The sequence below is a fragment of the Cytobacillus sp. C11.1 genome, from assembly GCF_058145115.1.
Genome location: NZ_CM176935.1, coordinates 4452784 through 4478384, shown reverse-complemented (window position 1 = coordinate 4478384; position 25601 = coordinate 4452784). Strand labels below are relative to the sequence as shown.

The 25601-nt window shown below is 39.0% G+C and carries 27 protein-coding genes and 2 pseudogenes; 21 read left to right on the top strand and 8 right to left on the bottom strand.

Annotation, left to right across the window (positions count from 1 at the left end; all coding sequences use genetic code 11):
• Window positions 1-32 precede the first annotated feature (32 nt).
• The 3 genes from AC3ZVC_RS22125 (at window position 33) to AC3ZVC_RS22115 (ending at window position 2631) form a co-directional block, all read left to right on the top strand.
• Window positions 33-1247 (top strand): EAL domain-containing protein, encoded by a 1215-nt coding sequence (locus AC3ZVC_RS22125; protein WP_490065249.1) that lies wholly within the window; start codon window positions 33-35, stop codon window positions 1245-1247.
• Window positions 1248-1346: 99 nt separating this feature from the next.
• Window positions 1347-1586, top strand: a complete 240-nt coding sequence (locus AC3ZVC_RS22120; RefSeq protein WP_490065248.1) for a hypothetical protein — start codon at window positions 1347-1349, stop codon at window positions 1584-1586.
• Between the two features lie 334 nt (window positions 1587-1920).
• A complete protein-coding gene (locus AC3ZVC_RS22115; RefSeq protein WP_490065247.1) occupies window positions 1921-2631 on the top strand; it encodes a DUF3993 domain-containing protein in 711 nt (236 codons plus the stop codon).
• Window positions 2632-2675: 44 nt separating this feature from the next.
• Here the strand turns inward: AC3ZVC_RS22115 and AC3ZVC_RS22110 are convergent, their stop codons facing one another.
• Entirely contained in the window at window positions 2676-2915 is a 240-nt protein-coding gene (locus AC3ZVC_RS22110; RefSeq protein WP_214724494.1) for a glutaredoxin family protein, read from the bottom strand.
• A 56-nt stretch (window positions 2916-2971) separates the two neighbouring features.
• Complete coding sequence (locus AC3ZVC_RS22105) at window positions 2972-3925, bottom strand: MBL fold metallo-hydrolase (RefSeq protein ID WP_490065246.1); 954 nt, start codon at window positions 3923-3925, stop codon at window positions 2972-2974.
• A 183-nt stretch (window positions 3926-4108) separates the two neighbouring features.
• Between AC3ZVC_RS22105 and AC3ZVC_RS22100 the strand changes: the two genes are divergently transcribed.
• The 5 genes from AC3ZVC_RS22100 (at window position 4109) to AC3ZVC_RS22080 (ending at window position 6989) form a co-directional block, all read left to right on the top strand.
• Window positions 4109-4345, top strand: a complete 237-nt coding sequence (locus AC3ZVC_RS22100; protein WP_214724498.1) for a YkuJ family protein — start codon at window positions 4109-4111, stop codon at window positions 4343-4345.
• Between the two features lie 120 nt (window positions 4346-4465).
• Window positions 4466-4612, top strand: a complete 147-nt coding sequence (locus AC3ZVC_RS22095; RefSeq protein ID WP_490065245.1) for a hypothetical protein — start codon at window positions 4466-4468, stop codon at window positions 4610-4612.
• A 53-nt stretch (window positions 4613-4665) separates the two neighbouring features.
• A complete protein-coding gene (locus AC3ZVC_RS22090; protein ID WP_181396122.1) occupies window positions 4666-4809 on the top strand; it encodes a hypothetical protein in 144 nt (47 codons plus the stop codon).
• 81 nt (window positions 4810-4890) lie between these two features.
• A complete protein-coding gene (gene cbpB / locus AC3ZVC_RS22085; RefSeq protein WP_214724500.1) occupies window positions 4891-5337 on the top strand; it encodes a cyclic-di-AMP-binding protein CbpB in 447 nt (148 codons plus the stop codon).
• A gap of 152 nt (window positions 5338-5489) precedes the next feature.
• The gene (locus AC3ZVC_RS22080; RefSeq protein ID WP_490068985.1) at window positions 5490-6989 is read left to right on the top strand and encodes an MDR family MFS transporter; all 1500 of its coding nucleotides are present in this window, start codon (window positions 5490-5492) and stop codon (window positions 6987-6989) included.
• 53 nt (window positions 6990-7042) lie between these two features.
• On the opposite strand, the gene AC3ZVC_RS22075 is transcribed toward AC3ZVC_RS22080, so the two are convergent.
• Complete coding sequence (locus AC3ZVC_RS22075; RefSeq protein WP_490065244.1) at window positions 7043-7465, bottom strand: sulfite exporter TauE/SafE family protein; 423 nt, start codon at window positions 7463-7465, stop codon at window positions 7043-7045.
• The gene (locus AC3ZVC_RS22070; RefSeq protein WP_490065243.1) at window positions 7462-7767 is read right to left on the bottom strand and encodes a TSUP family transporter; all 306 of its coding nucleotides are present in this window, start codon (window positions 7765-7767) and stop codon (window positions 7462-7464) included. The genes AC3ZVC_RS22075 and AC3ZVC_RS22070 overlap by 4 nt, the downstream gene beginning before the upstream one ends.
• 109 nt (window positions 7768-7876) lie before the next feature.
• On the opposite strand from AC3ZVC_RS22070, the gene ccpC reads away from it, so the two are divergent.
• The 9 genes and pseudogenes from ccpC (at window position 7877) to AC3ZVC_RS22025 (ending at window position 17613) form a co-directional block, all read left to right on the top strand.
• A complete protein-coding gene (gene ccpC, locus AC3ZVC_RS22065) occupies window positions 7877-8761 on the top strand; it encodes a transcriptional regulator CcpC (RefSeq protein WP_214724503.1) in 885 nt (294 codons plus the stop codon).
• Window positions 8762-8926: 165 nt separating this feature from the next.
• Window positions 8927-9637, top strand: a complete 711-nt coding sequence (gene dapD, locus AC3ZVC_RS22060; protein ID WP_490065242.1) for a 2,3,4,5-tetrahydropyridine-2,6-dicarboxylate N-acetyltransferase — start codon at window positions 8927-8929, stop codon at window positions 9635-9637.
• Between the two features lie 71 nt (window positions 9638-9708).
• A complete protein-coding gene (locus tag AC3ZVC_RS22055; RefSeq protein ID WP_490065241.1) occupies window positions 9709-10833 on the top strand; it encodes an N-acetyldiaminopimelate deacetylase in 1125 nt (374 codons plus the stop codon).
• 588 nt (window positions 10834-11421) lie between these two features.
• A complete protein-coding gene (locus AC3ZVC_RS22050) occupies window positions 11422-11964 on the top strand; it encodes a peroxiredoxin (protein WP_490065240.1) in 543 nt (180 codons plus the stop codon).
• 107 nt (window positions 11965-12071) lie between these two features.
• Window positions 12072-12530, top strand: a complete 459-nt coding sequence (locus AC3ZVC_RS22045) for a TlpA family protein disulfide reductase (protein ID WP_490065239.1) — start codon at window positions 12072-12074, stop codon at window positions 12528-12530.
• A 354-nt stretch (window positions 12531-12884) separates the two neighbouring features.
• Window positions 12885-14638 (top strand): annotated as a pseudogene (locus tag AC3ZVC_RS22040) (ABC transporter ATP-binding protein).
• Between the two features lie 11 nt (window positions 14639-14649).
• Window positions 14650-16467, top strand: a complete 1818-nt coding sequence (locus AC3ZVC_RS22035) for an ABC transporter ATP-binding protein (protein ID WP_490065238.1) — start codon at window positions 14650-14652, stop codon at window positions 16465-16467.
• 193 nt (window positions 16468-16660) lie between these two features.
• Entirely contained in the window at window positions 16661-16795 is a 135-nt protein-coding gene (locus AC3ZVC_RS22030) for a hypothetical protein (RefSeq protein WP_490065237.1), read from the top strand.
• 158 nt (window positions 16796-16953) lie between these two features.
• Window positions 16954-17613, top strand: a complete 660-nt coding sequence (locus AC3ZVC_RS22025) for a potassium channel family protein (RefSeq protein WP_026584904.1) — start codon at window positions 16954-16956, stop codon at window positions 17611-17613.
• 228 nt (window positions 17614-17841) lie between these two features.
• Here the strand turns inward: AC3ZVC_RS22025 and rnjA are convergent.
• Both rnjA and AC3ZVC_RS22015 read right to left on the bottom strand, forming a co-directional pair.
• A pseudogene (gene rnjA / locus AC3ZVC_RS22020) lies at window positions 17842-19508 on the bottom strand (ribonuclease J1).
• 3 nt (window positions 19509-19511) lie between these two features.
• The gene (locus tag AC3ZVC_RS22015) at window positions 19512-19724 is read right to left on the bottom strand and encodes a DNA-dependent RNA polymerase subunit epsilon (protein WP_490065236.1); all 213 of its coding nucleotides are present in this window, start codon (window positions 19722-19724) and stop codon (window positions 19512-19514) included.
• A 546-nt stretch (window positions 19725-20270) separates the two neighbouring features.
• On the opposite strand from AC3ZVC_RS22015, the gene AC3ZVC_RS22010 reads away from it, so the two are divergent.
• Together AC3ZVC_RS22010 and AC3ZVC_RS22005 are read left to right on the top strand one after the other, a co-directional pair.
• Window positions 20271-21164 carry a DMT family transporter gene (locus AC3ZVC_RS22010; protein ID WP_490065235.1) on the top strand — a complete coding sequence of 298 codons (894 nt, stop codon included), beginning with the start codon at window positions 20271-20273 and terminating at the stop codon, window positions 21162-21164.
• Window positions 21165-21200: 36 nt separating this feature from the next.
• Window positions 21201-21971 (top strand): Cof-type HAD-IIB family hydrolase, encoded by a 771-nt coding sequence (locus AC3ZVC_RS22005; RefSeq protein ID WP_490065234.1) that lies wholly within the window; start codon window positions 21201-21203, stop codon window positions 21969-21971.
• 103 nt (window positions 21972-22074) lie between these two features.
• Here the strand turns inward: AC3ZVC_RS22005 and def are convergent, their stop codons facing one another.
• Both def and AC3ZVC_RS21995 read right to left on the bottom strand, forming a co-directional pair.
• Window positions 22075-22626, bottom strand: a complete 552-nt coding sequence (gene def, locus AC3ZVC_RS22000; RefSeq protein ID WP_490065233.1) for a peptide deformylase — start codon at window positions 22624-22626, stop codon at window positions 22075-22077.
• Window positions 22627-22793: 167 nt separating this feature from the next.
• Window positions 22794-22934, bottom strand: a complete 141-nt coding sequence (locus AC3ZVC_RS21995) for a YjcZ family sporulation protein (protein ID WP_490065232.1) — start codon at window positions 22932-22934, stop codon at window positions 22794-22796.
• A 282-nt stretch (window positions 22935-23216) separates the two neighbouring features.
• Here AC3ZVC_RS21995 and AC3ZVC_RS21990 point away from each other — a divergent pair, with 282 nt between their 5' ends.
• Window positions 23217-23882 carry a YkyA family protein gene (locus AC3ZVC_RS21990; RefSeq protein ID WP_490065231.1) on the top strand — a complete coding sequence of 222 codons (666 nt, stop codon included), beginning with the start codon at window positions 23217-23219 and terminating at the stop codon, window positions 23880-23882.
• A 603-nt stretch (window positions 23883-24485) separates the two neighbouring features.
• Window positions 24486-25601 (top strand): pyruvate dehydrogenase (acetyl-transferring) E1 component subunit alpha, encoded by a 1116-nt coding sequence (pdhA, locus tag AC3ZVC_RS21985; RefSeq protein ID WP_490065230.1) that lies wholly within the window; start codon window positions 24486-24488, stop codon window positions 25599-25601.

Sequence of the window (25601 nt, the reverse complement as noted above, 5' to 3'; positions counted from 1 at the left end):
ATTCATTAATATACATAGGGAGGCTAATGGACATGGATGCATTGGATATTCTTACAGATTTGGATAATGTGTTTCCTTATTTCCAGCCAATATTCAGTGCGGATGAGCATCGTGTCATTGGTTATGAGGTGCTGGGACGGTATAGGGGACCTGCGGGTATAGTCAGCCTGGGGCCCTTTTTTCAGGATGAAAGCATTCCTGAAGAATTTCGGCTTGAGGTTGATTACGAAATCCTGAAGAAGGCTTTAGAAAAAACAATTAATCTTGATAAAGATATTATGCTGTTTGTAAACAGGGATGCAGATTTGCTTATGCATAATGATGGAGAACAGTTCCTGAACACGCTTCTTGAGTATGAAAAAAAAGGCATAAGCCTCGACCGCATTGTCCTGGAAATTACAGAGCGAAATTACAAAGGAGATATCGATCATCTCGATCATCTTTTAAATTATTACAGGACTTATGGAATTAAATTAGCAATAGATAAACTTGGCAATGAAAGCAGCCATCTTGACCGGATTGGACAATTGGCTCCGGATATATTGAAGGTTGACTTAATATCAATGCGATCAACAGCCTCCGTTTATAATTTTAACGATATTCTATATTCATTATCCATGCTTGCAAGAAAAATTGGGGCAAGCTTGCTTTTTGAGAATATAGAAATGACTTATCAGCTGCAATATGCCTGGAAAAATGGCGGTCGTTACTACCAGGGATATTATTTGCAAAAACCTGCAGAACATTTTACCGAGAGAAACCTGCTAAAAGAAAAACTCAAAAATGAATGCCATCAGTTTATTACCCATGAGAAGAAAAAGCTTGAATCGCTTTACCAGGTGACACTCGAGTTTAACGAAAAGCTTAATGACTTTATAAGTAAAAACCGTAAGATAAACAATTATGAAGAAAGTCTGGAACATCTTGCCCAGCTTTTGGATGGAGCTGCCTTTCGCCTTTATATTTGTGATGAAGATGGTTTTCAGAAATCAGCAAATATTTTCAAGAAGGACGGAGGATGGGTTCTCCAGAAAGAATATCTCGAGAAAAATTGGAGCTGGCGCCCATACTTTCTGGAAAATATCATGAAGATGAGAATAAACAAAAAGGGCATACTTTCTGATTTGTATACCGATATTGAAACAGGGGAAACAATAAGGACCTTTTCGTTTCCACTAAATGCGGACGACTATTTATTTGTGGATTTATCATACAATTTTCTTTACGAGCATGATGGATTATTATAGAGGATTATAAAATGTGCAGGGATGATAAATAAACAAGTATAAACAGGCTCTTGTTGAGGAATTGTAAGTGTAGAACCTTTCCTTGAGGAGAGATTAAAAATGAGTATGTTTATGATGATTATTTTATTAATTGGAGCAGGGATACTTGTGTATTCCTTAGTATATACCCTGTTTGTTGCAAAAGAGCGAAAAGCTGTAAGAGGAGATATTGATACTGAATTGCCGGATAATGTACAGAAGCATGCTTATTTGCGCAATCCTATTTTTTTAACCTATGCTATCACCTTTGGCATTTTGATTGTCATGATTACGTATTTTGCACTTACATGGAATTGGTAAAAGACCCGGACAGGGTCTTTTTTTTATGGAATATTAAGTTAAAGTTCATTGCTGATTTTGGCATTCTGTTGATTGCGCGTAAGACTCCCCGATAATGCATTCTCAATTCCTTTATGCTTGATAAACAATTAACAATATTTACATGTGGTTTCAAATGCACTTTCTCTCATAAAACGTTAATTCTTTGTCAATACGGGTAAATTTAAAGCAAGAAAAGAATTTTCCTGTCAAAACATAAGGGAATTTCGGGAACGAAAGTAGCTGGTAGGTCATTCATTTACTGGTAAAATTGAGGATAAACAAATAGGAACCGATAAAAGAAAGGGAGAGTGGAATGTACAAGCACTTATTAGGATTTTTATTTACTTTTGCAGTCATGTTCACAGTGATGCCTTCCCATCCAAACGCCGAGAGCGGTTTTGCAAACAATGAAGAAGTATATAAATTTTTACAGGAAGCATTCCAGGCACAAGTATCCTTAAGTGAGGAAGAGAGAAGTCTGGAAGATGTTCATGAATTGGTTGCGCCTTATTTTTCGGAAGCAGCTAAAAAGCAATTCCTGAAAGAAAATCTTGTTTCAGAAAATGGAAAGTATATTATCTACGGATCGGATGCCGCCAATTTTTATATTCCGTTTTTTACATATTCGGAAGAGACCAAGGTTGTAACAGAGAAAGATAAGGTTTATGTATTTGAATATTTTCCGGAAAGCGAAGAAGGTCCGGTAGGCTATGATAGCCATTATGAAGGGGTACTGCTTGAAAAAGATAAAGGGAAAATGAAAGTCGCCCAATTTTTAGGTGATAAAGTACCTGAAAACATCTTAGAAAAAGCAGAGAAATCCCAGCAAGAATCAGAACAAACTTCATTTAAAACAGCTGCTGAACCGGTGTGGTTTAATAAGCCAGCATACCATATCAGCTTTCTATTAAACCCTTTTGATGCATTCCTCCGGTCAGGAAGCATGCTATTTACAGACGATAAGCAGGGAGTTATGGCCCTTTTTGAACATCAGGAAATAAACGGGCAGCTGGCTTCTAATTAAAAGAACAGAGCTTAAAAGCAATGGTATGCTTTTAAGCTCTGTTTTTATTCTTTAATTTGCAGAACTGATTTGAGTTTCTCCAGGTCAAATCCTGTAATGACCATGTCCCCGATAACAATAGTTGGGGTGGAGAAGGAATTATATTGCTTGGTTAACTCTCTGTGAGCAGCTGCATCTTTTTTTATATCTTTTATTGTGAAAGAAAATCCATACTCTTTTAAGAACATTTTAGTTATTTCACAGGGTGGGCAGTCCGGCTGTGTATACAAAATTATTTCCTCCAACTTAACATCCTCCCCTGGTTTAGTAATTATCATCTTAATTCAATTGTCGTGAGTAATCAATCATTTTGCTTTTGAAGATAATCTATTAGCCCCATTGAGCATACTTCCATGTCAACGGAAAGGATTTCATAGACTGAATGGCCATTGGGTATGCCTTTCTCATCAAGATATTCCTTAACTTGGCTGGCAAGTATGTCTCTTGCTGCATTCATTTGCTGTTCAAAGGAACTTCCTTCAGCCATCCCTATCTTGCCTGCAGCAAGAAAAACTTCAAGCCACTCCCGGATTTGCTTGTATACCTCCTTAGGATCTCGGCTCATCCCGTAGTGTCCGAAAAAGATATAATCTAAATCCATTTTTTCATACATTGAAATAGAGTTCAGCATTTTTTCAGGATCAAATTGATTTGGTGAAGTTGATGGCAAATATAGTTCAATGCCTTCCACTGCTAATTGAGGATAGGTTACACCCGCAGTATCCCCGGTAAACATCCCATTTAATGCCGTGTGGAAAATGCTGAAATGGTGGTTGGCATGGCCAGGGGAGTTAAAAAACTTCAGGGTGCATCCGGATCCAATGGAAAGCTCTTCTTCATGTTCTTTAATCATTATTTTTTCTTCCGGAACAGGGAGTATCGGATTGAAGAGTTTATCAAATTTGTCACCGTAAACAGCCCTCGCGCCCGCAATTAGGCGGGAAGGGTCAGACAAATGCCTGGCCCCTTTTGGATGAACAATCAACTTAGCGTTTGGACAGTGGGTAAGGAGCAGGCCTGCACCTCCTGCATGATCCAAATGAATATGAGTAACGATTATATAGGCTACTTCCTCTGGTTTGAATTGGAGCTGCTTCAGACCTTCCAGAATGTAGGGGACTGAGGGGCTAGCAGACGTTTCAATCAAGGTTAATTTTTCTTGGGTTAAAACATATGTACCGGTACGTTTTTCCAATGAAAGATCAAAATCATCAATTAAATATAGGTTTTCAGCCAGTTTTTCAGGTTTTTTCAAAAAAAATCACACCCTTTATAAAGCTTTTGCTTGTACAAACGCATGACATTATTTTATTCTGTTAATATTGGTATGTAAAGCGCTAAGGTTGAATATTCTGAATTCAATTCGTGAGGATAGAAACATGCCAAAAGAGAAACCTTAATGTATGATTATGGGTTTTGTTTTGAAAGGAGAGAGAGCATGTCACAGCTTCAAGGTATATTAACACGCTTAAAAAGCTTGCAGGAGCAATCAACTAACGGAGAGCCGATGCAGAGATTTTTTGAGGTAAATGGCGAAAGGAAATGCCAGGTTACCTATCATCCAAAGAATGAAACATTTGAATTGGAAGTATATAACGATAAAGAGAAGCCAAAAAGATATCAATTTGACAACATTGATATGATCACCATCGAAATTTTCGACTTGATTCAATAATTCTCCACATACATAAGGGGCCTTTTTAGGGGCTCCTTTTTAATTTGCTCTTTACTAAATCTTTGCCGGAAAATTTTAGGGAATGATATAATAACTAAAACAAATGGCAAGAGGTGCTATATGTATAGTTTACTTATGATTCTGCTTTTTTTTACAGTGCTTCTTATGCTTGCTGATTTAATCAATACAAAAAAAGAAGTAGTAATGATCCGGAAAATACTTGAAGACATGAAAAAGATTCTTGAAGAAAACAAAGGCAAAAAGTAAAACATACATACCCTGCTGAGATATAGAACAGGATATTACCAAGAGGTGATACGATGATGCCAACTGTTAAGTGTCCAAGCTGTATGGCAGAAAAAGAAATTGATGGAGTTCTGACAGCCCAGTCAAATCAGAATGTGATCTTTCGCTGCCCCAATTGCCATTATGAGGTTAAGGACATTCAAACCAGCAAAGGATGATTATGTAAAAAGGGGGCATATTGCCGGAGACTGTGATAAAATAAAAGGGATTCATAACTATTTTTTGGGGAGTTTTCGGCGATGATTAGTCTTCATAGCGAGGAATTTTTAGAATTTAACATTAGTGATTTCATGATTCCTTCAGAGCGGGTAGCACATGTACAGGTAGGAAATAACCTGGAGCACGCGCTTTTGGTATTGACGAAAAGCGGCTATACAGCCATTCCAGTTCTTGATCCGCATTATAAACTGCAAGGTTTAATCAGTACTCCAATCATCATGGATTCAATTCTTGGCCTCGAGCGGATTGAATTTGAAATGCTGGAGAAAAAACGAGTGGAAGAGTCTATGAACCGTACGATTCCACGTCTTGATATTGATGCCTCAATTCAGCAATCTATCGCTCTTTTAGTTGATCATCCTTTTTTGTGCGTAGAAAACAAGGAAGGCTATTTTGAGGGGATACTAACTCGAAGAACTGTACTGGATCAGTTGAATAAGCATCTCAGAAGATTAAATAAAAAATAAAAATTATTCAGCTCCCGTATAGAGGGAGCTTGCTTTATTTTTAATGATAAGAAAACGCATTTGTTTTAACTGCAGGCAGCATTTAGTCTCATTTGGCGTTCTGCTTATCATGTTGGAGGGGAAAATGTTTGGGCCAGGTCATACATAAAAAAATGCCTGACGGAAAGAAAAAAATAACGAAAAAACCTTTTGTGCTTGCTTCAGTTATGCTGGCAATGTTCATGGGTGCAATTGAGGCGACCATCGTATCAACGGCTATGCCTGCTATTGTGGGTGACTTGGGCGGATTTGCTTTATACAGCTGGGTATTTTCAGCATACTTGCTAATGAATGCCGTTACAGTTTTAATTTATGGAAAGCTATCTGACTTATTTGGGCGTAAGCCTGTTCTGACGTTTGGAATTATTATATTTTTAATTGGCTCTATTTTATGCGGGTTCGCCGAGTCCATGACCATGCTTATTATATTCCGCCTGATCCAGGGATTTGGTGCAGGTGCGGTGATGCCGATTGCTACTACAATCGTTGGAGATATTTACACAAAAGAGGAAAGGGCGCAGGTGCAGGGCTATCTATCAAGTGTCTGGGGAATTTCAGCCATTATGGGCCCGGCAATAGGAGGCCTTCTTGTTGAGTATGTAAGCTGGCGTTATGTATTTTGGGTTAACATACCGCTTGGCATTATGGCTATTGCAGGCTTATGGCTCTTCTTGCATGAAAACGTTGAAAGAAAGAAGCATCAAATCGACTATGCTGGGGCTGTACTTTTAACTGTTTCAATATCTTCGCTGATGTTTGTCCTTGTAGAAGGAGGTACAAATTGGGCGTGGAATTCAATTGAAGCAATCAGCCTGATTTCTGTGAGTGTTATTTCATTTATATTATTTATCCTGCAGGAGCAAAAAGCGGCTGAACCGATGATGCCTTTTAACATTTGGAAAGAAAAGCCGATTCTGATTGCAAACCTGGCCTCTTTGACGACTGGTGTCATGCTGATCGGAATATCCAGTTTCCTGCCCGCGTTCGTCCAGGGCGTTATGGAAAGATCGCCAATTGTGGCTGGTTTCACACTGACAACAATGTCAATCGGCTGGCCCATAGCTGCAGCAGCTGCAGGGAAACTGCTGCTGAAGATTGGTTTCAGAAGTACGTCAATATTGGGCGGGGTATTCCTTATTTTAGGCAGCATTGTATTTGTTACGCTTACTCCTGAAGCAGGGCCGATATGGGCAGCTGCCGGCAGCTTTCTTGTCGGTGCAGGTATGGGCTTGACCAGTACTGCCTTCATTGTCTCCATTCAAAGCACGGTTGAATGGAAGCAAAGGGGGATAGCCACTGCCGCCAATATGTTTATGAGAAATCTTGGCAACACCATTGGAGCAGCTTTATTAGGTGGAATTTTGAACAGCCAGATAAAGTCATTTATCCAGAAAAATGGTGAAAATATTGATGCTGATTTATCTCTTGATTCTGCAAATGTGCTTTTAAATGAACAAGCAAGAAATAGTATGGATGCGGGAGTTAAAGAGGTTCTGCAAAATGGGCTGACATTCTCGCTGCACTCGGTTTACTATGCTGTTTTATTGTTTGCTGTTATTAGTTTTATATTGGTCATTGCGCTGCCAAAAAACGAAAAGGAAACAGCTGCTTAGAATATGTTTATCTGCCTCAAAAAGCTCTGCTGCATACTGCAGGGCTTTTTGTTTTAGAATATTTTTATTAAAAGCTGGATGATTAAAAGGATTGTAATGGTATGCAGCATTATTTTGAGAATTCCAATAGAGATTTTGTTTGCCAATCTGACTGCTGTTTGGGCCCCGATGATGGATCCGATGGCAAGGAAAATGGCAATGCTGATATTGAAATTGCCGGCAGCCACATATGAAAAAATGGAACCTGAACAGCTGACAAAGGTTTGGAAACGGGTAAAGGCAACAGCTTTTAAGTAGGAAAAGCCCCTATTTAAGTACATCAACATCAGCAATGTCCCTTGCCCAGGGCCGAACATGCCGTCATAGACGCCGATTCCATACAGGTAAGGGTAGGTGCCTTTTGTATTTTCAGCCCCTTCCTTTTCGGCTGGTTTTTTTATAATGGTAAGAATGAGAGCAAAACAAAGCAATGTCACAGCATGAGTGTCATCGTTTTTTCTGAAATCGTATTTGCCAGCAGCCCTCCTGAAATTCCTCCACCCAAAGCAAAGGGAGCAGTCTTGGCTGCAGATGCAAAAGTGATCTTTTTTTCCTTAAGGAGTACAAGGAAGCTGGAAAATGAGCTGAAAATATTAGAGAACTTAGCTGAAGCTATCGCTGTATGGATTGGAACACCCAGCATTAATAATGAGGGCATGCCAATCAATCCTCCGCTGCCTGCCAATGTACCAATAAATGTCGCAATAAATCCAATTATGGTAAAAATGAAAAGCTCCATTTTTCCTCCACCTCCTGTTCCTGATTTTATTTTATTCGGATTCTTTTGATAATGAAATTCGATTAAAATTAAGATATACTATAAGAAAAAGTTATGAAGGGGGATAGAAATGTCTTCACTTACTGAGTTTCACCTTTTATCAGTATTGGCTCAGGAAATGAATATGAGAAAAGCTGCTGAAAGATTATTTGTATCCCAGCCGGCTCTTTCCCAGCGGCTGGTGAATATCGAAAAAGAATGGGGAAGCAGGCTTTTCATCCGGTCCCAGAAAGGCTTATCCCTTACTCCAGCCGGTGAACTTGTCATACAATTTGTCAATGAAGTCCTTACCAAGGAAGAAAAAGTGAGGGAATCAATCACAGCCCTTAATTCAGAAGTTCATGGAACCTTGAAAATAGCCGTTGCTTCAATCGTAGGCCAAAATTGGCTGCCGCAGGTACTTAAGAAATTCGTCAGCCGCTATCCGCAAGCGAAAATTTCTCTGATAACCGGCTGGAGCAGTGAAATCTTAAAATCTCTTTATGATGATCAGGTGCATATAGGAATCATCCGCGGCACGCCTGACTGGAAGGGAATTAAGATCCCTCTATTCAAGGATAGCCTATACCTTGTAGATACAGAGATTACAAGGCCTGAACAGGTTCTTGAAACGGACCGTCCCTTTATTCAGTTTAAGAGTGATTCAAACTACTACCAGGAAATACAGGACTGGTGGTTAAGGCAGTTTAAAACTTCTCCGAAACGAACGATTGTGGTCGATCAGATCGAGACATGCAAACAGATGACTTTTAATGGAATTGGCTATGCGATCCTTCCGGCTATTACCTTGAATGGCGCAGAAAAAAATATTTTTAAGATTCCCTTGCTGGATGAAAATAACATGCCCATCAAGCGTGATACATGGCTGCTGGGCTATGAATCTGCCTTCCAGCTGAAACAGGTGCAGGCATTTGTCGAATTAATCAAAGAGCATATTGAAGAGGAAAGGCAATAATTGAAATGCCCCGTACCTAGTACGAACTATGTGCCTGAATTAGTGGAAGGTCAGGATTACTAAAATAATTGCACGGAAATTCCTTGTTATTTTTCTTGTTTTCAACGCTTTTGTTTGTTAAAGTAATGCTAGTTGCAATGTTATACATAGAGGAGGACTTTTAGTATGAAAATGATGGATGCAAACGAGATTATTTCTTTTATCCAAAATAGTACAAAATCAACACCTGTAAAGGTTTATGTAAAAGGTGATTTAGAAGGAATTGACTTCGGGCCTTCTTCTAAAACATTTTTAAACGGAAATACTGGGATTATATTTGGTGAATGGGCTGAAATTAGTCAGGTTATCGAATCCAGCCAGGGAAAGATTGAAGATTATGTGATTGAAAACGACCGCAGAAACTCTGCAATTCCTTTGCTTGATATGAAAAATATTAAAGCACGCATTGAGCCGGGTGCGATTATCCGCGATCAGGTTGAAATTGGCGATAATGCGGTAATTATGATGGGTGCATCCATTAATATCGGATCTGTAGTCGGTGAAGGCACAATGATCGATATGAACGTTGTTCTTGGCGGAAGAGCTACTGTCGGCAAAAACTGCCACATAGGTGCAGGAACAGTATTGGCAGGCGTGATCGAGCCACCTTCAGCAAAGCCTGTTGTTGTTGAAGACGATGTAGTTATCGGCGCTAACGCTGTTGTCCTTGAAGGAGTAACTGTAGGGAAGGGCGCTGTTGTCGCTGCAGGTGCAATCGTTATTGACGATGTACCTCCATACACAGTTGTGGCGGGTACACCGGCACGCGTTATCAAAGAAATCGATGAGAAGACAAAGTCCAAAACAGAAATCAAGCAGGAGCTTCGTCAACTATAATTGCCATAAAGCAAAAAGCGTGGATCTCCTATCCGCGCTTTTTCTTAAATAGATAGAAGGGGGAAGCTGGCATGGGTGCGACAAATCCTTTTATAGAGATACGCCGCGAACTTCATAAAATACCCGAATTGGGGTTTCAGGAATTTAAAACACAGCAATTTTTATTAAACTACTTATATTCTCTCCCGCAAGAAAATATGGAAATAAGGACATGGAAAACAGGTATTTTTGTAAAAATAAGCGGCAAAAATCCCTCTAAGATGATTGGATACCGAGCTGACATTGATGGGCTGCCAATTGTTGAAGAAACGGGCTTGCCTTTCAAATCGGAGCATTGTGAACATATGCATGCCTGCGGCCATGATTTCCATATGACGATTGCTTTGGGGCTGATCACTAGATTTGCAGAGGATCGGATTAACGATGACTTGCTTTTTGTTTTTCAGCCGGCGGAAGAAGGGCCTGGCGGTGCAGAACCTATGCTGAAATCGGATATTATGCAGGAGTGGAAGCCTGACATGGTTTTCGCTTTGCATATTGCTCCCGAGTATCCTGTAGGGACTATCGCCTTAAGAGAGGGATTGCTGTTTGCCAACACATCCGAACTCTTTATTGATTTAAAAGGAAAAGGCGGCCATGCAGCCTATCCGCATAAAACAAATGATATGGTTGTTGCAGCCTGTGCATTGGTCAGCCAGCTCCAATCAATTGTTTCAAGAAATGTGGACCCGCTTGACAGTGCAGTCATTACAATTGGAAAAATCACGGGCGGTACTGTACAAAATATAATCGCTGAAAGAGCAAGACTTGAAGGAACCATCCGTACATTGTCACCTGAATCCATGGAAAAAGTAAAAAGCAGGGTACAAGCTCTTATTAAAGGTATTGAGGTAGGTTATGAGTGCGAAACTGCAATTGATTTCGGCAGCATGTATCACCAGGTATACAATGAGAAAAGCTTAACCAGAGAATTCATGGATTTTACCCGCGCCAATACTGACATGAATGTTATTGAATGCCGGGAAGCAATGACTGGAGAGGATTTCGGCTATATGCTCGAAGAAATTCCAGGATTTATGTTTTGGCTTGGAGTCGATTCGGAATATGGTCTTCACCATGCCAAGTTAAATCCAAATGAACAGGCGATAGAAAAAGCAATCGAGTTTATTGCATCTTATTTGAAATATAAAGGATAATCGATAGGGGATGCCTGCTGCAGGCATCCCTTTTTTCGATCTGCCTGGAGTCACTTTTTCCTTTTTGCTAATTCCCTCAAAACTTTTATGTATGATTTTGTTTCCTGCAGCTTTAACTAGTAGAAACGCAATATAGATGGCTGCAAGTTTAAACAGGATTATGCCTGCTTCAATTAGAATTGCTTCTCAATTGATTTGCGAGAAATTTATTTTCTCCACTTCACCACTTCCTTTCAGTTTGATTAAAATCATTATTTTATCGTACAGCTGTTTTATATGCAACCTTGACTGGGATTCCAGCAATTTTACGAAATGCATTTCATTTTATTATTTTGTGAAGATTTGTTAAACTTTAATGGAAAATATACCAAATAGACTATCTTAAGAAGGTTTAATTTGAAAGAATAAGGGCAAAACATTTAATGGGATTTTAAAAATTTCTATTATAATTGATATCTTTTTAAATTAATTATAATTTGTGTTGACTCAAAATGTTGAAACAACTATAATTATACTTGTGATTGGAAAAGGTAAGTGAGAATGTACATAAGAAATTCTCATTTAAAAAACATATTGGAGGGATTATGCATGCCAGAACGTATGGTAGGTAAACAAGCACCGCGTTTCGAAATGGACGCAGTAATGGCTAATAAGGAATTTGGAAAAGTAAGTCTTGAAGAGAACATGAAAAACGATAAGTGGACAGTTCTATTCTTCTACCCAATGGACTTCACTTTTGTTTGTCCTACTGAAATTACTGCTATGTCTGATCGCTACGATGAGTTTGAAGATCTAGATGCAGAAGTAATTGGTGTATCTACAGATACAATCCACACTCACTTGGCATGGATTAATACAGACCGCAAAGAAAATGGTCTTGGAGAATTAAAGTATCCATTAGCAGCTGATACTAATCATGTTGTATCCCGCGACTATGGTGTTCTAATTGAAGAAGAAGGTGTAGCTCTTCGCGGACTTTACATCATTAACCCTGAAGGCGAATTAATGTACTCTGTTGTTAACCACAACAATATTGGCCGTGACGTAGATGAAACTTTACGTGTGCTGCAAGCTCTTCAAACTGGCGGACTTTGCCCAGCTAACTGGAAACCAGGCCAAAAAACTTTATAATATTGGAATTTTATAATTTAAATAGGAAAGACCTAACGATTGTTAGGTCTTTTCTTGCACTAAAAGCTTTAATGTAATTACTAATCACTAAAAGAGGAGGAATTACGATGAAACTGCGTGAACCAATGCCGGAGCTGGCTGGCGCAACAGAATGGCTTAATGGAGAAGTGACAAAGGAACAGTTGATTGGTGAAAAGCCAACACTTATCCATTTCTGGTCTGTGAGCTGCCATTTGTGCAAAGAGGCGATGCCACAAGTAAATGAATTCCGTGATCAATATAAAGACCAATTAAATGTAGTGGCCGTGCACATGCCTCGCTCCGAGGACGACTTAGATCTTGAAGTTATTAAGAAAACAGCTTCAGACCATAATATTTCACAGCCTATTTTTGTGGACAGTGAACATAAGCTGACTGAAGCTTTTGAAAATCAATATGTGCCGGCTTATTATGTTTTTGATAAGGACGGCAACCTTCGTCACTTCCAGGCTGGCGGAAGCGGCATGAAAATGCTCGAAAAGCGTGTCAACCGTGTACTGGATGAGATGAAGAAAAACGAGCAGTAAATATAAGTGATCAGGCAAATGCCTGGTCTCTTTTTTTTTTGCAAAACCGTGGTATTGCAAATGCTTGATTATGGAGAGACCCCGCAGGCATAGAACAACGAGGAGTGTAAGAAGTACATGGAAAGTGGTTAACCAAAGCGTTTATCTAAATCACATTTAGAATATAAGCCTTTTTACCGATCTTTAAAGCAATTTTAATATGGAAATTGGATTGGAATATAACTCAATTAAAGGAGGTTTTAAAAAAGTGGAAAATTTACATAAAAAAGGGTAGAAAAATACTTCGAAACCCGATATATTTAATAATACATTCTAATTTTTCTAAATTTTCCACAACTTGAGGGGGGAATGCAGATGGAAACATTTAAAAAATTAAAGCAATATTATTGGCCTTTTAAAAATTATTTTATTTGTTCAATTCTATTTCTGTTTTTAGTAACGGCAATAACAGTGGTGTATCCCATGATTCTGCAGATTACAATTGACGAGGTTGTAATGGGGGGGAATATGAATGGATTCCTTATTTGGCTTTAGGTTTTATCGCCATAATGGCTGTTAAAGGTGTTGCGACTTATATCCATCAATACACGGGTGATTTATTCGGAATTACATCTGTTTATAAGCTTAGGAATTCTCTCTATGAAAAGCTGCAGTTTTTGTCTTTCCGATATTATGACAACGCAAAAACGGGAGACTTAATGTCACGATTAACAGCAGATGTAGAAGGTTTTCGATTTTTTCTTTCATTCGGTTTTTCAGAACTAATTCGTTTCTTTTTATTAGTCTTATTCAGTATTTCAGTCATGTTCTACTATTCGATATCGTTAACTATAGTAACTCTCATAACGCTGCCCTTTCTGGGAGTTGTCACCTTCAAGTTTGATAAAGCTGTCCACCCGGCATTCAGGAGTATTCGAAAATCGTTCGGACGCCTGAACACCAAAGTTCAAGAAAACATCAGCGGGATCAATACAGTGAAGTCATTATCAAGAGAAGATTATGAGATCAATAAATTTAATGATTCCAATAGCGACTATAGGGACAAATATCTGTTTACTTCGGATATATGGGCTAAGTACTTTCCGTTAATGGAGTTTCTGGGAAATTTAAGTGTTGTATTGCTGCTGGCTTACGGCGGCTATCTAGTAATGGCAGGCAGTTTAAAGCCAGGGGAGCTTGTTGCTTTTTATAGCCTTGTTTGGTACATCATGTGGCCAATCATGAACCTTGGATTTATTGTAAACCTTTTTTCACAATCCAAGGCATCAGGCGAAAGGCTGCTTGAGATATTGGAAGCCGATAATGAAATTGAAAGCAAAGAATCTTCTATCGAGGCTGAACGCCTGCATGGGGAGGTTGAATTTCGCGATGTAACCCTGAAATATACAGAAGAGGAAAAGGATGCACTAAGCAATATTACTTTTCATGCAATGCCGGGGAAGGTCATCGGCTTAATCGGTTCAACGGGGTCAGGGAAAACAAGTCTTACACAGCTTATGACAAGATTTTACGAGCCAGTTGAAGGCGAAGTGCTTATTGACGGAGTGAATGTAAAGGAATACTCACTTAAGGCGCTTAGAAGAAACATTGGCTTTGTGCTCCAGGAATCATTTCTATTTTCTTCCTCCATTAAAGCAAATATAGCCTTTGGAAAACCTGATGCATCCATGGAGGAGATTATTGAGGCAGCCAAACGGGCACAAGCACATGATTTTATTATGGAACTTCCAGAAAAGTATAATACGGTACTCGGAGAAAGGGGAATGGGTCTTTCGGGAGGCCAGAAACAGAGGATCGCTATAGCGCGCGCTATATGCGCTGATCCAAGTATTTTAATTTTGGATGATGCTACAAGTGCAGTGGATATGGAGACTGAATTCAGGATACAGAAAGCATTAAAGGAAGTTATGGCAAACCGAACGACCTTTATTATTGCGCACAGAATTTCATCTCTTAAACATGCCGATGAAATTTTGGTTCTGGAAAGTGGAACTGTAGCGGAAAGAGGCACGCATGAAATGCTTCTTAATAATAAGGGTCCTTATCAGCGAATTTACGATATTCAATATCAGGACCGTGAAAAGGTTCTCCAATCACATACAGGCTAGGAGGTGCTCATTTGAAAAAGGAGAAAAATGAAAGGGTTTTAAATAGATTCCAATATTCAACAGAAGAAGTAATTGAGAAACCGTTCAACTGGAAACAAATGCTGCGTCTTTTCAGCTATATGAAACCATATCGAAAGGACTTGCTGCCCCTTTCCATCATAATGGTTTTAATCAATACTGGAGTACGGCTTTTAATTCCTATTTTAATAGGTGTTTATACACTTGATAAGGCCCTAATTGAAAAGGATGGCCAGCTTCTGACTTTCCTGGTTGCATTAATAGCAGGACTTTACACAATGTCTTATATAGCAAACTACTTTCGGATTAAATGGATGAATATGCTCGGGCAAAGTGTTATTTATGATATTCGAAAGCATCTTTTCACTCATGTCCAGACGCTTTCACACCGTTTCTTTGACCAGCGTTCGGCAGGTTCCATATTGGTAAGGATAATGAATGACATTAACTCTTTGCAGGAACTGTTCACGAACGGTGTTATCAACCTGTTAATGGATCTTATCATGCTCGCAGGTATCTTTATTATCTTATTTACTCTAAGTCCTGAACTGACACTGGCTATTATGGTCATATTGCCAATCATGTTTTTTATTTCTACCTCTTTGAGGCGAAATATTAGACGATCCTGGCAAACAGTTCGATTAAAACAATCAAAGCTGAACTCTCACTTAAATGAAAGTATTCAGGGAATCAGAATTACTCAGTCATTTACACAGGAAAAAGAAAATATGGCGTTTTTTGATGGTGTAAATACAGAGAATTTTGAAAGCTGGAGGACAGCCTCACAGAAAAACGCTATGTTCAGGCCGCTTGTTGAATTGACCAATGCATTAGGCACTGCTGTTTTAATTTGGTATGGGGCAAATTTAATACAGAGTGACGCCATTACTATTGGTGTATTTGTTTCATTTGCATTCTATCTGGGTATGTTCTGGGAGCCGATTTCCCGGCTTGGCATGGTATATAACCAGCTGCTGATGGGGATGGCTTCTTCTGAAAGGATCTTTGAATTTCTGGATGAAAAGCCAATTGTTTCAGAAAAAACTGATGCAATTGATCTTCAGGATATAAAAGGGCATATCGAGTTTAAAGATGTCGTCTTTTCCTATGATGAAAAAAGAACTGCTTTAAACGGAGTAAGCCTTGAAATGATAGCCGGGCAGACTGTAGCACTTGTAGGGCACACAGGCTCCGGAAAAACAACGATTGCCAATTTAATCAGCCGTTTCTATGATCCGACTGGCGGAGCTGTGAAAATTGACGGCTATAATTTGCGGGATGTATCGCTATCCAGTTTGCGGCATCAAATAAGTGTGGTGTTGCAGGATACATTTATTTTTTCGGGAACAATTTTTGATAACATTCGTTTTGGAAGGCCTGGCGCCACGGATCAAGAAGTAATGGAAGCTGCCAAAGCGGTAGGTGCACATGGGTTTATAGAAAAACTGCAAAATGGGTATAAGACCGAAGTAGAGGAACGTGGAAATATCCTTTCAGTAGGGGAGAGACAGCTTCTATCTTTTGCCCGTGCATTGCTTGCTAACCCGCGCATTCTTATCCTGGATGAGGCAACTGCAAGCATAGATACTGAGACTGAAATGAAAATCCAGGGGGCTTTAAAGACACTCTTAAAAGGCAGAACGGCCATAATTATCGCACACAGACTTTCAACCATTCGCGAATCTGATCAAATTTTTGTATTGGATCACGGAAATATTCTTGAACAAGGAAATCATGATCAGCTGATGGACATGAAAGGTGAATATTATCATTTAGTAAAAGCCCAATTTAATATGCTGGAAGCCATCTAAAACCTCCTATGGAGGTTTTTTTTGTAACATTTTCCATATATTAACGTCTTCATAATAAAAAGAAGATAAGAGGGGGCATTAGGACAATATGTAATATATTTTTCCTTATCTGGTTTTTCATAATGGTCATATTAGCAGGATGCAGCACCGGCTCATCCGAAAAAGTCAGGATACTTCTGCCGGGGGAGACAAAATGGCCATTGAAGAAGATATAAGTGATAAATCGGAAGAAAGTGAAAATGAGTCAACAGCCATTTCCGAAGGCAGTTCCACAGAAGAAGAGCTGAAGATTAATAAGGGAAATGAGGGCAGGATGGTCATATCATAATTATAGCAGGAGCTGCATTTTTTTGGACGAAGATAAGAAAAGGTTCAGAAAAACGGGAATAAAACTGGCACACAAACTGCAATCATTCTTGTTTACCAGCTGCTTATGCTAATATGTTATTATTATTTATATCGCTAATAGGGTTGGAGGAGTTTGAAATGAAGAAAGAATTTGCTGTTATCGGTCTTGGCCGTTTTGGAGGCAGTATCTGCCGTGCGCTCGCTGAAGAGGGTATGGAAGTAATGGCGATTGATTTAAATGAAGACCGAGTAAACGAATTTGCCAGAATAGCATCACATGCAGTTGTTGGTGATACGACTGATGAATCGGTGATCAAAAGCCTTGGCATAAGGAATTTTGATCATGTTATTGTTGCTATTGGAGACAATATACAGGCCTCCATCCTGACAACTTTGATTTTAAAAGAACTTGGAGTCAATAAGATAACCGTTAAAGCCCAAAATGATTACCATGAAAAAGTTTTAAGGAAAATAGGAGCAGACCATGTTGTCCATCCTGAAAGAGATATGGGCAAAAGGATTGCACATAGTATCGTCTCAAATAATGTTCTTGATTATCTTGAGCTTTCCGATGAGCACAGTATTGTTGAAATTGTTGCGAATGAAAAGCTTGCAGGACATAGCATTATTGATCTTGATATCCGTGCCAAATACGGAATTAATATTGTAGCAATTAAAAGAAAAAATGAAATAATTGTATCTCCCCAGGCAAATGAAAAAATTCAATATGATGATATTCTGATTGTCATAGGTGCGGATGTCGATATCAACCGCTTTGAAAAGAAGGTAATGTCTTAATCCTATTTTTAGGTAATTTGTCTGCTGATATCCACTCCAGGTGAATGCTTTCCGCGGTCTGAAAGCCTCCTCGGCTCCATGCATCTGCGGGGCTTTGACTCACACTTCTCCTGCTTGAGTCAAGCGCCTTACGCTCTAATCAAGAGGGTGCCAATATTAACACTGAGCTTTAACACAAACTTACGTAAAAAAGGCTGAATCACTCAAATGAGCGATTCAGCCTTTTTATTATACTTCCATTATAATTGGTAATATCATTGGACGACGCTTGGTTTTTTCATAAAGGAATGGCGCAAGTGTATCTGTGATCTCGTTTTTGATTTCAGACCATTGTGTGGTTCTGCGTTCCATTACCTTACTTAAGTGCTTAGTAATAAGAGCTTGGGCATCATTGATTAAGTCTCCTGATTCTCTCATGTAGACAAATCCTCGGGAAATCAAGTCAGGGCCTGAAGCAATTTTAAAGTCTTTCATATTAATGCTGACTACCACGACAACCAAACCTTCCTCAGAAAGAATTCGGCGGTCTCTAAGTACAATATTTCCAATATCTCCAATTCCGCTTCCATCTATATAAACAGATCCTGAAGGGATCTGCCGGCTACTTGTGCAGCATCTTCGCTGAGTGCCAGTACTTCACCGTTATCCATAATGAAACAATTTTCTTCATCCACACCACAGTCAACGGCTAATTTAGCATGCATTTTCTGCATTCTGTATTCACCATGTATCGGCATGAAGAATTTTGGTTTGATTAATCGAAGCATAAGCTTTTGTTCTTCTTGGCCGCCATGTCCTGATGTATGGATATCGCTCAATTTGCCGTAAATAACCTCTGCGCCTGCACGGGAAAGCCTGTCAATTGTACGGCTGACACTGATTGTGTTTCCTGGAATAGGTGAAGAAGAAAATACAACAGTATCACCAGGTATAATTTGAATCTGGCGGTGGGTTCCATTAGCGATTCTTGACAATGCCGCCATCGGTTCACCCTGGCTTCCTGTACATAGGATTGTCACCATATTTGCCGGAAGTCGATTGATTTGGTGAGCGTCAATAAAAGTATCCTTAGGGGCTTGAATATACCCAAGTTCCTGCCCAATATTAATCGCTGCTTCCATGCTTCTTCCAAAGACAGCAATTTTTCTGCCGTTAGTTACGGCCGCTTCTGTCACCTGCTGCAGGCGGTGGATATTGGATGCGAATGTCGCAAAAATAATCCTGCCCTCCACTTTTCGGAAGATATCGTGAATGCTGTCGCCTACACGGCGCTCAGACATTGTAAATTCAGGAATTTCACTATTTGTACTATCTGAAAGCAAGCAAAGGACGCCTTCTTTGCCAATTTCAGCCATTTTAGTTAAGTTTGCAGGTTCACCAACAGGAGTGAAGTCAAACTTAAAATCTCCCGTATGGACAACTTGTCCAGGAGGTGTTTTAACAACAATTCCATATGAGTCCGGAATACTATGAGTTGTGCGGAAGAATGTTACAGAAGTCTTTCTGAATTTAATGATGTCCTCTTCCTTAATTTCATGCAGGGTAGTCTGCCTTAGTAAGCCGTGTTCCTCAAGTTTGTTTCTAAGAAGGCCGAGTGCAAGTTTTCCGCCGTAAACTGGGATGTTTACCTCTCTTAATAGATACGGAATGCCTCCAATATGGTCTTCATGCCCATGTGTAATAAATAATCCTTTTATTTTATCTTCATTTTTTACTAAATAGGTATAGTCAGGAATAACATAATCAATTCCGAGCAGCTCATCTTCAGGAAATTTAATTCCCGCATCAATCAGGATTATTTCATCCTGGAACTGTACAGCGTACGTGTTTTTACCGATTTCTCCCAAGCCGCCTAATGCAAAAACGGCTGTTTGGTCATTTTTAACAAATTTCATAAATTATCCAATCTCCAATACTTTAAAGTCTTCATTTTGTTTTTCATATTCCAGGAAATCGCCTTCCACCGCTGTGACGAACTCAATATTATATGGACGATCAGCCAGCTTTGTGCGGACATCTCTTTCGGAATTGCCTTCAACAAATATTGTTTTTGTTTTTTCTCTGACTGGTACTTCTGTTTTAGAGTCCTGATAATATACCTTAAAAATCATTTCAATCTCTCCTTAATCCGATATAACTTTTTCTATTATATTAAATAATAACATGTATTACATGTTTTTTCTTGTTTAGGGTAAATTCCGCTTCAGCTGGCAGCAGGTGGCGCGGAGTGAAAACTATGTAAAAAAGTGTACTGATAACCAATTTACAATAAGGAAGGAGCCCTTCGCAAGTTTGAAGGGCTCAAAATTGTCAGGCAATAGACTTTTTTCGAAGCATGTCGTTCCACTGTTTTAAGAGCTTCTTTCTTAGCTTCTTTAACATAGTGGATCATCTCCTTACTTTCTATTTTAAACGATCCTTGTCCAAAGTAAAGGAAACAAGGGCGTTTTAAACAGATTTAGTTTTAATAATGGTCTCTTTTTAGTTATATTATATGATGGAATATGAAAATCTCTCGTGGGGAAACTTGGAAAATCCTTTACAATTATAACGGTTAGTGTCTGAACACTGTGTATTCCTTAGGAAGCAAATTGACAATTTCCCTTTAAGGGTTTAGTGTTTTAACGAAAGAAAAAGAGATAAAGGTTGTGGAGCGGATGGGGAAGCTTTATGGAGCTTTATTGCTATTAAGCCTGATTTGGGGAACCTCATTTCTATTTATTAAGATTCTGCTGGAGGACATAAGTCCGGCGGCTGTTGTATTTGGAAGGTGCTTGTTTGGATCTGCAACGCTAGCTTTTATTGTACTTATAAAGAGGGAAAATATTGTATTTAAACGGTTGCCGATGAAAAAACTGATATTGGTAGGTTTTTTAAATAATGCATTGCCATGGCTCCTGATCTCAGCCAGTGAAATGATGATATCTTCCAGCATGGCTTCGGTGCTGAATGCCACTACTCCAATTTGGACTCTTTTGATCGGTTCATTATTTTTTACTGCTGCGCTTGGCAAAAATCAGTGGTTAGGCATTGTGATTGGTTTTATCGGGATTTTAATTTTATCAGATATCCATACAGCTGATTTATTATCAGGAAATACATATGGTGTCCTTTTAATGTCGGGTGCTGCTTTTTGTTACGGAGCTGGTACGCATCTAACAAAAAAATACCTTTCTGGTGTATCCACCCTGCAAATTTCACTGTTTACACTCTTTGCAGCAACTATCATTAGTTTTTTTGCCCTGCAGGTTTTATCGCCAACACCTATAAACAAATTTATGGAGGCTGAAATATTCCTTCCGCTAATTGGTTTGGGAGCCTTCGGTTCAGGATTTGCCTACCTGCTGTATTATTATTTAGTGAAAGAGGGCAGCCCTGAATTTGCGTCATTGGTAACTTATATTGTACCAGCATCAGCAATCGTTTGGGGAGGCATTCTCCTTAAGGAAGAAATCCACTTGTCAATGATTATCGGGCTTCTTATTATTTTTGCGGGGGTATATATAACATCGAAAAAAGAGCGTTTGGCGGGAAGGAAAGCTGCAGCTTGAATCATCTTGATTATGCACGAAAGGAAGTTTGTAGATATGAAAAAAATTGTTTTCTTCGATATTGACGGGACCTTATTGGATTTTGATAAAAAGCTCCCTGACAGTACAAAGGAAGCTATAGAACAGTTGAAAAAGAAAGGAACATTTGTGGCCATCGCGACCGGGAGAGCCCCTTTTATGTTCGAAAGTCTAAGGGATGAGCTTGATATTGATTCATTTGTCAGCTTTAACGGACAATACGTAGTTTTTGAGAATGAAGCTATTTACCGTAACCCTTTAAAAACATCTGAAATTGAATTGCTTTATAAACATGCTCAGGAAAACGGGCATCCGCTTGTTTTTATGAATGAAAAAACCATGAAATCTACAATCCGGCATCACGAGTTTATAGAAAAAAGCATGGGAAGTCTTAAGTTTCCCCATCCAGAAGAGGATAAGGCCTTCTTTAAAGGCCGGGAGTTATATCAGTCATTGCTTTTTTGCGAGGAAAAAGACGAACACATGTATTTTTCAGAATATCCGGATTTTGGTTTTATCAGATGGCATCCTTACTCGGTAGACGTTTTGCCTGCGGGAGGCTCTAAAGCTGAAGGAATTAAAAAAATGATTGAACGGCTGGGCTTTGAATTGAAGGATGTATACGCTTTTGGAGATGGCTTAAATGATATTGAGATGCTGAATGCCGTGGGTACCGGGGTGGCTATGGGGAATGCAGCAGATGTAGTAAAAAAAGCAGCTGACCGAGTTACAACTTCGGTCGATAAAGAAGGAATATGGAAAGGATTGAAAGAGCTTCAATTAATTTAGCTTTCCAAAATTTTTTTTAACAGAGCCAATAATAAAAGGGAAGTCCTGATACAAAATGGACTTCCCTTTATTATTCCCCTTAACATTCATTTGGAGGAATTGATTATCTTTCAATTGCTAAGGCATTTTCAATTGGTTGGAACGGATTTTGTTTATTAATATGGTCGTAAAACATGATGCCGTTCAAATGATCTATCTCATGCTGAAACACAATTGCAGGCAGCCCCTTTAATCGAAGCTTTACTTCTTTTCCTTCAAGGTCTGTCCCTTTTACTGTTACTTTTGCATACCTCGGCACAAAACCGGGTATGGGTTCATCAACAGATAAACAGCCTTCACCTGCAGCTAAATAAGAACGCTGTACAGAATGGCTAACAATCTTTGGGTTGAAGAGAGCATAACTGAAAAGCTCATTATTATCGGTTACATGTACAGCAATCATTCGTTTAGAAATATTTATTTGGGGTGCCGCTAAGCCAATTCCAGGCCTCAATCCATATTTCGAAGCCAATTCAGGGTTTTGGCTGTTTCTTACATACTCAAGCATATTTTTTAATATTTGTTGATCTCCTTCAGATGGAGGAATACTTACTTCTGAGGCTATTTGCCTTAAGGTAGGATGACCATCGCGTATTATATCTTTCATGCTCAGCATGAATAATCACTCCCGCTATGTAATTAGTGTGTGTGGGATAAGCATAAAAAAGTGCATGGAAGCAGGTGCCCAATCCAGCTCATATGCTGCTGTTTGTTATCTTTAGTCTAACAGAATGCTGTGAAAAAGTTAATAAGAGAAGGCACCAAGGGCACCTTCTCCAAAAATTAAAATTTCCAGCAAGCGCAGCCAACGATGATCAAAAGAATAAACAAAACAACAATCAACGCAAAACCTCTGCCGTAACCAGCACCTGCAACAGATCCTGGATAACCGCAGCCATAACCGTATCCGCCATATCCGTACATGAAGGATAACCTCCCTAAAGTAGATTATCGTCCATATTTTTTGTTAGTCGCATCGGACGATTAATATAGCCTATGTACGAGAAGATGTTTGGTGTAGGCCTTTGCCCAAGTCATAAAGGAAAAACGAAATGAATAGATTAAAAAAGGCAAAAGCTCCAGGACAGGACAAGCTTATAGAGAGGTGTGAATGAAACTCGACAAAATTTGTCATTCCAATAGGCTATTGTCAAATGGTGCAAGTACCGATATAGTTAAAATTGTTATAAGTAAGGAGGTATCATCGTGTCTATTTTTAACAAATGCCGCCTGTTGCTGGTTTTATCCATAGGTGCTATTTTCCTGACAGGCTGTAATCAGCCCACTCCAGAGGAAAAAATGTATGAGATTCTTGAAAACGTAGTTGCAAAAGAGAAAGCTTTTGAGGAGCAGCAGGATCCGCTTGTAAACCTGGAGAAAAAAGAAAAGGATTTATACGATAAAATTATTGCCCTGGGAATGAAAGAATTTGACGAAATTACAAAGCTTTCAGATGAAGCTTCTTCCATAGTAGATCAAAGAAAGGACCACATGGAAAAAGAGCAGGAGAGCATCCAGGCATCTAAAGAGGAATTTGAAACTTTATTGCCAATTATAGAGGAAATAGAGGATAAAAAGTTAAAGGAGAAGTCCAAAGCATTATATGAAATTATGATGGATAGATATAAGATTCATGATGTGCTTTATAAAGACTATTCCACAGCGCTTGAATATGATAAAGAGCTTTATGCGATGTTTAAGAAGGAAGACCTTTCACTTGAACAGCTGGAAGAACAAATAAGCAAAATAAACGGTATGTATAAAAACATTCTGGCTTCAAATAAGCAGTTCAACGAAAAAACGGAAGAATACAATGAAGCAAAGCTATCCTTTTATAAAGAAGCAGGGCTTGAGATTAAAACAGAAGATTAAGGATGGTGCCGGCATAATAAAATGCCGGCATTTTTATCTTAAAGGTGCATGCAGGGCATAATCACTTTGAATGATGTACTTCAAAAATGGGATAGGGCAGCAGCCCTTTTTTATTTTTTCAAAATAATACTATACGGAGTAACTTTACTATAACACAAGCAGGTTTAGAAGATTTTTATAGTACAGAGGCTGCGCTATAGATAATACAGTTTAAATTTCATGAAAGTATATAAAAAGTATGATTACAATGTAAAAACATAAGACAAGGTAATTGACGTATGTGTTATAGGTATATTAAACTTATTCTCGTAAGTAATTCTGTATCAATTTAGTTGCAAAATAAACTAATACAGAATATGATAGTTAAGGATGAACAGAAAGACGTTTTTTTAGTTAAGGTATGTGGAAAACTAATTAAAAGTATGCATTTGGCAGAATTAAGATTTCTGCTATTAAGAGATACTTTATAAAGCACAGCGCCTGATAGAAAAAATTAATTAGTATTAATAGGATTTTCTAATATGGCTTCGTTTTGGGTAACCTAAATTTTGTGTATAAAAACTCTTAATTAACGTCTTTTTATGAAAGGAAAGGGTGACTGATATGGCTTCGAAAACAAAGAAGGCACAATTCGACGCGAAAAAACAGCTCGAAACAGTTGAAGAACAGTTCCAAACTCTACAAATTTTAAGTGAAGAAGGCAAGGTTGTTAATGAATCAGCAATGCCTGACTTAACCGACGAGCAACTGCAGGAATTAATGCACCGCATGGTATATACACGTATTCTTGACCAGCGCTCCATTTCACTGAACAGACAAGGCCGTTTAGGCTTCTATGCACCAACAGCAGGACAAGAGGCTTCACAGCTTGCTTCCCAATTTGCATTAGAAAAAGAAGATTTCATTCTTCCTGGCTACCGCGATGTGCCGCAAATTATTTGGCATGGACTTCCTCTATCCCAGGCTTTCCTATGGTCAAGAGGACACTATGAAGGCGGAAATATCCCTGAAGGTGTAAATGTTATTGCTCCTCAAATTATCATTGGTGCTCAATACATTCAAACTGCAGGTGTGGCGCTTGGCATGAAAAAGCGCGGCGAAAAGAAAGTTGCAATTACTTACACTGGTGACGGCGGTGCCTCACAGGGTGACTTTTACGAAGGAATTAACTTTGCAGGAGCATTCAAAGCACCGGCAATCTTTATCGTTCAAAATAACCGTTTTGCTATTTCAACTCCAGTTGAGAAACAATCTGCTGCTAAAACAATTGCACAAAAAGCAGTTGCTGCAGGAATTCCGGGTATCCAGGTTGATGGAATGGATCCGCTTGCTGTATATGCTGCAGTACGTGAAGCTCGTGAGCGCGCAATCAATGGCGAAGGCCCAACTCTTATTGAAACGCTTACTTACCGTTACGGACCACACACAATGGCAGGGGATGACCCAACTCGCTACCGTACATCAGATCTTGATAACGAGTGGGAAAAGAAAGATCCTCTTGTTCGTTTCCGCAAGTTCCTTGAAGACAAGGGAATCTGGAACGAAGATATGGAAAACGAAGTAATTGAAAAAGCAAAAGAAGATATTAAAGAAGCCATTAAGAAGGCTGATGATACACCTAAGCAAAAAGTAACTGACTTAATGAAAATCATGTATGAAGAAATGCCTCACAACTTAAAAGAACAATATGAAATTTATAAAGAAAAGGAGTCGAAGTAA

Excerpts from the sequence above, each read along its gene's own strand:
- AC3ZVC_RS22125 (WP_490065249.1), top strand. The coding sequence starts at position 33 with ATGGATGCATTGGATATTCTTACAGATTTGGATAATGTGTTTCCTTAT.
- AC3ZVC_RS22120 (WP_490065248.1), top strand. The coding sequence starts at position 1,347 with ATGAGTATGTTTATGATGATTATTTTATTAATTGGAGCAGGGATACTT.
- AC3ZVC_RS22115 (WP_490065247.1), top strand. The coding sequence starts at position 1,921 with ATGTACAAGCACTTATTAGGATTTTTATTTACTTTTGCAGTCATGTTC.
- AC3ZVC_RS22100 (WP_214724498.1), top strand. The coding sequence starts at position 4,109 with ATGTCACAGCTTCAAGGTATATTAACACGCTTAAAAAGCTTGCAGGAG.
- AC3ZVC_RS22095 (WP_490065245.1), top strand. The coding sequence starts at position 4,466 with ATGTATAGTTTACTTATGATTCTGCTTTTTTTTACAGTGCTTCTTATG.
- AC3ZVC_RS22090 (WP_181396122.1), top strand. The coding sequence starts at position 4,666 with ATGATGCCAACTGTTAAGTGTCCAAGCTGTATGGCAGAAAAAGAAATT.
- cbpB (WP_214724500.1), top strand. The coding sequence starts at position 4,891 with ATGATTAGTCTTCATAGCGAGGAATTTTTAGAATTTAACATTAGTGAT.
- AC3ZVC_RS22080 (WP_490068985.1), top strand. The coding sequence starts at position 5,490 with ATGCCTGACGGAAAGAAAAAAATAACGAAAAAACCTTTTGTGCTTGCT.
- AC3ZVC_RS22070 (WP_490065243.1), bottom strand. The coding sequence starts at position 7,767 with ATGGAGCTTTTCATTTTTACCATAATTGGATTTATTGCGACATTTATT.
- ccpC (WP_214724503.1), top strand. The coding sequence starts at position 7,877 with ATGTCTTCACTTACTGAGTTTCACCTTTTATCAGTATTGGCTCAGGAA.
- dapD (WP_490065242.1), top strand. The coding sequence starts at position 8,927 with ATGAAAATGATGGATGCAAACGAGATTATTTCTTTTATCCAAAATAGT.
- AC3ZVC_RS22055 (WP_490065241.1), top strand. The coding sequence starts at position 9,709 with ATGGGTGCGACAAATCCTTTTATAGAGATACGCCGCGAACTTCATAAA.
- AC3ZVC_RS22050 (WP_490065240.1), top strand. The coding sequence starts at position 11,422 with ATGCCAGAACGTATGGTAGGTAAACAAGCACCGCGTTTCGAAATGGAC.
- AC3ZVC_RS22045 (WP_490065239.1), top strand. The coding sequence starts at position 12,072 with ATGAAACTGCGTGAACCAATGCCGGAGCTGGCTGGCGCAACAGAATGG.
- AC3ZVC_RS22030 (WP_490065237.1), top strand. The coding sequence starts at position 16,661 with ATGGCCATTGAAGAAGATATAAGTGATAAATCGGAAGAAAGTGAAAAT.
- AC3ZVC_RS22025 (WP_026584904.1), top strand. The coding sequence starts at position 16,954 with ATGAAGAAAGAATTTGCTGTTATCGGTCTTGGCCGTTTTGGAGGCAGT.
- AC3ZVC_RS22015 (WP_490065236.1), bottom strand. The coding sequence starts at position 19,724 with ATGATTTTTAAGGTATATTATCAGGACTCTAAAACAGAAGTACCAGTC.
- AC3ZVC_RS22010 (WP_490065235.1), top strand. The coding sequence starts at position 20,271 with ATGGGGAAGCTTTATGGAGCTTTATTGCTATTAAGCCTGATTTGGGGA.
- AC3ZVC_RS22005 (WP_490065234.1), top strand. The coding sequence starts at position 21,201 with ATGAAAAAAATTGTTTTCTTCGATATTGACGGGACCTTATTGGATTTT.
- def (WP_490065233.1), bottom strand. The coding sequence starts at position 22,626 with ATGCTGAGCATGAAAGATATAATACGCGATGGTCATCCTACCTTAAGG.
- AC3ZVC_RS21995 (WP_490065232.1), bottom strand. The coding sequence starts at position 22,934 with ATGTACGGATATGGCGGATACGGTTATGGCTGCGGTTATCCAGGATCT.
- pdhA (WP_490065230.1), top strand. The coding sequence starts at position 24,486 with ATGGCTTCGAAAACAAAGAAGGCACAATTCGACGCGAAAAAACAGCTC.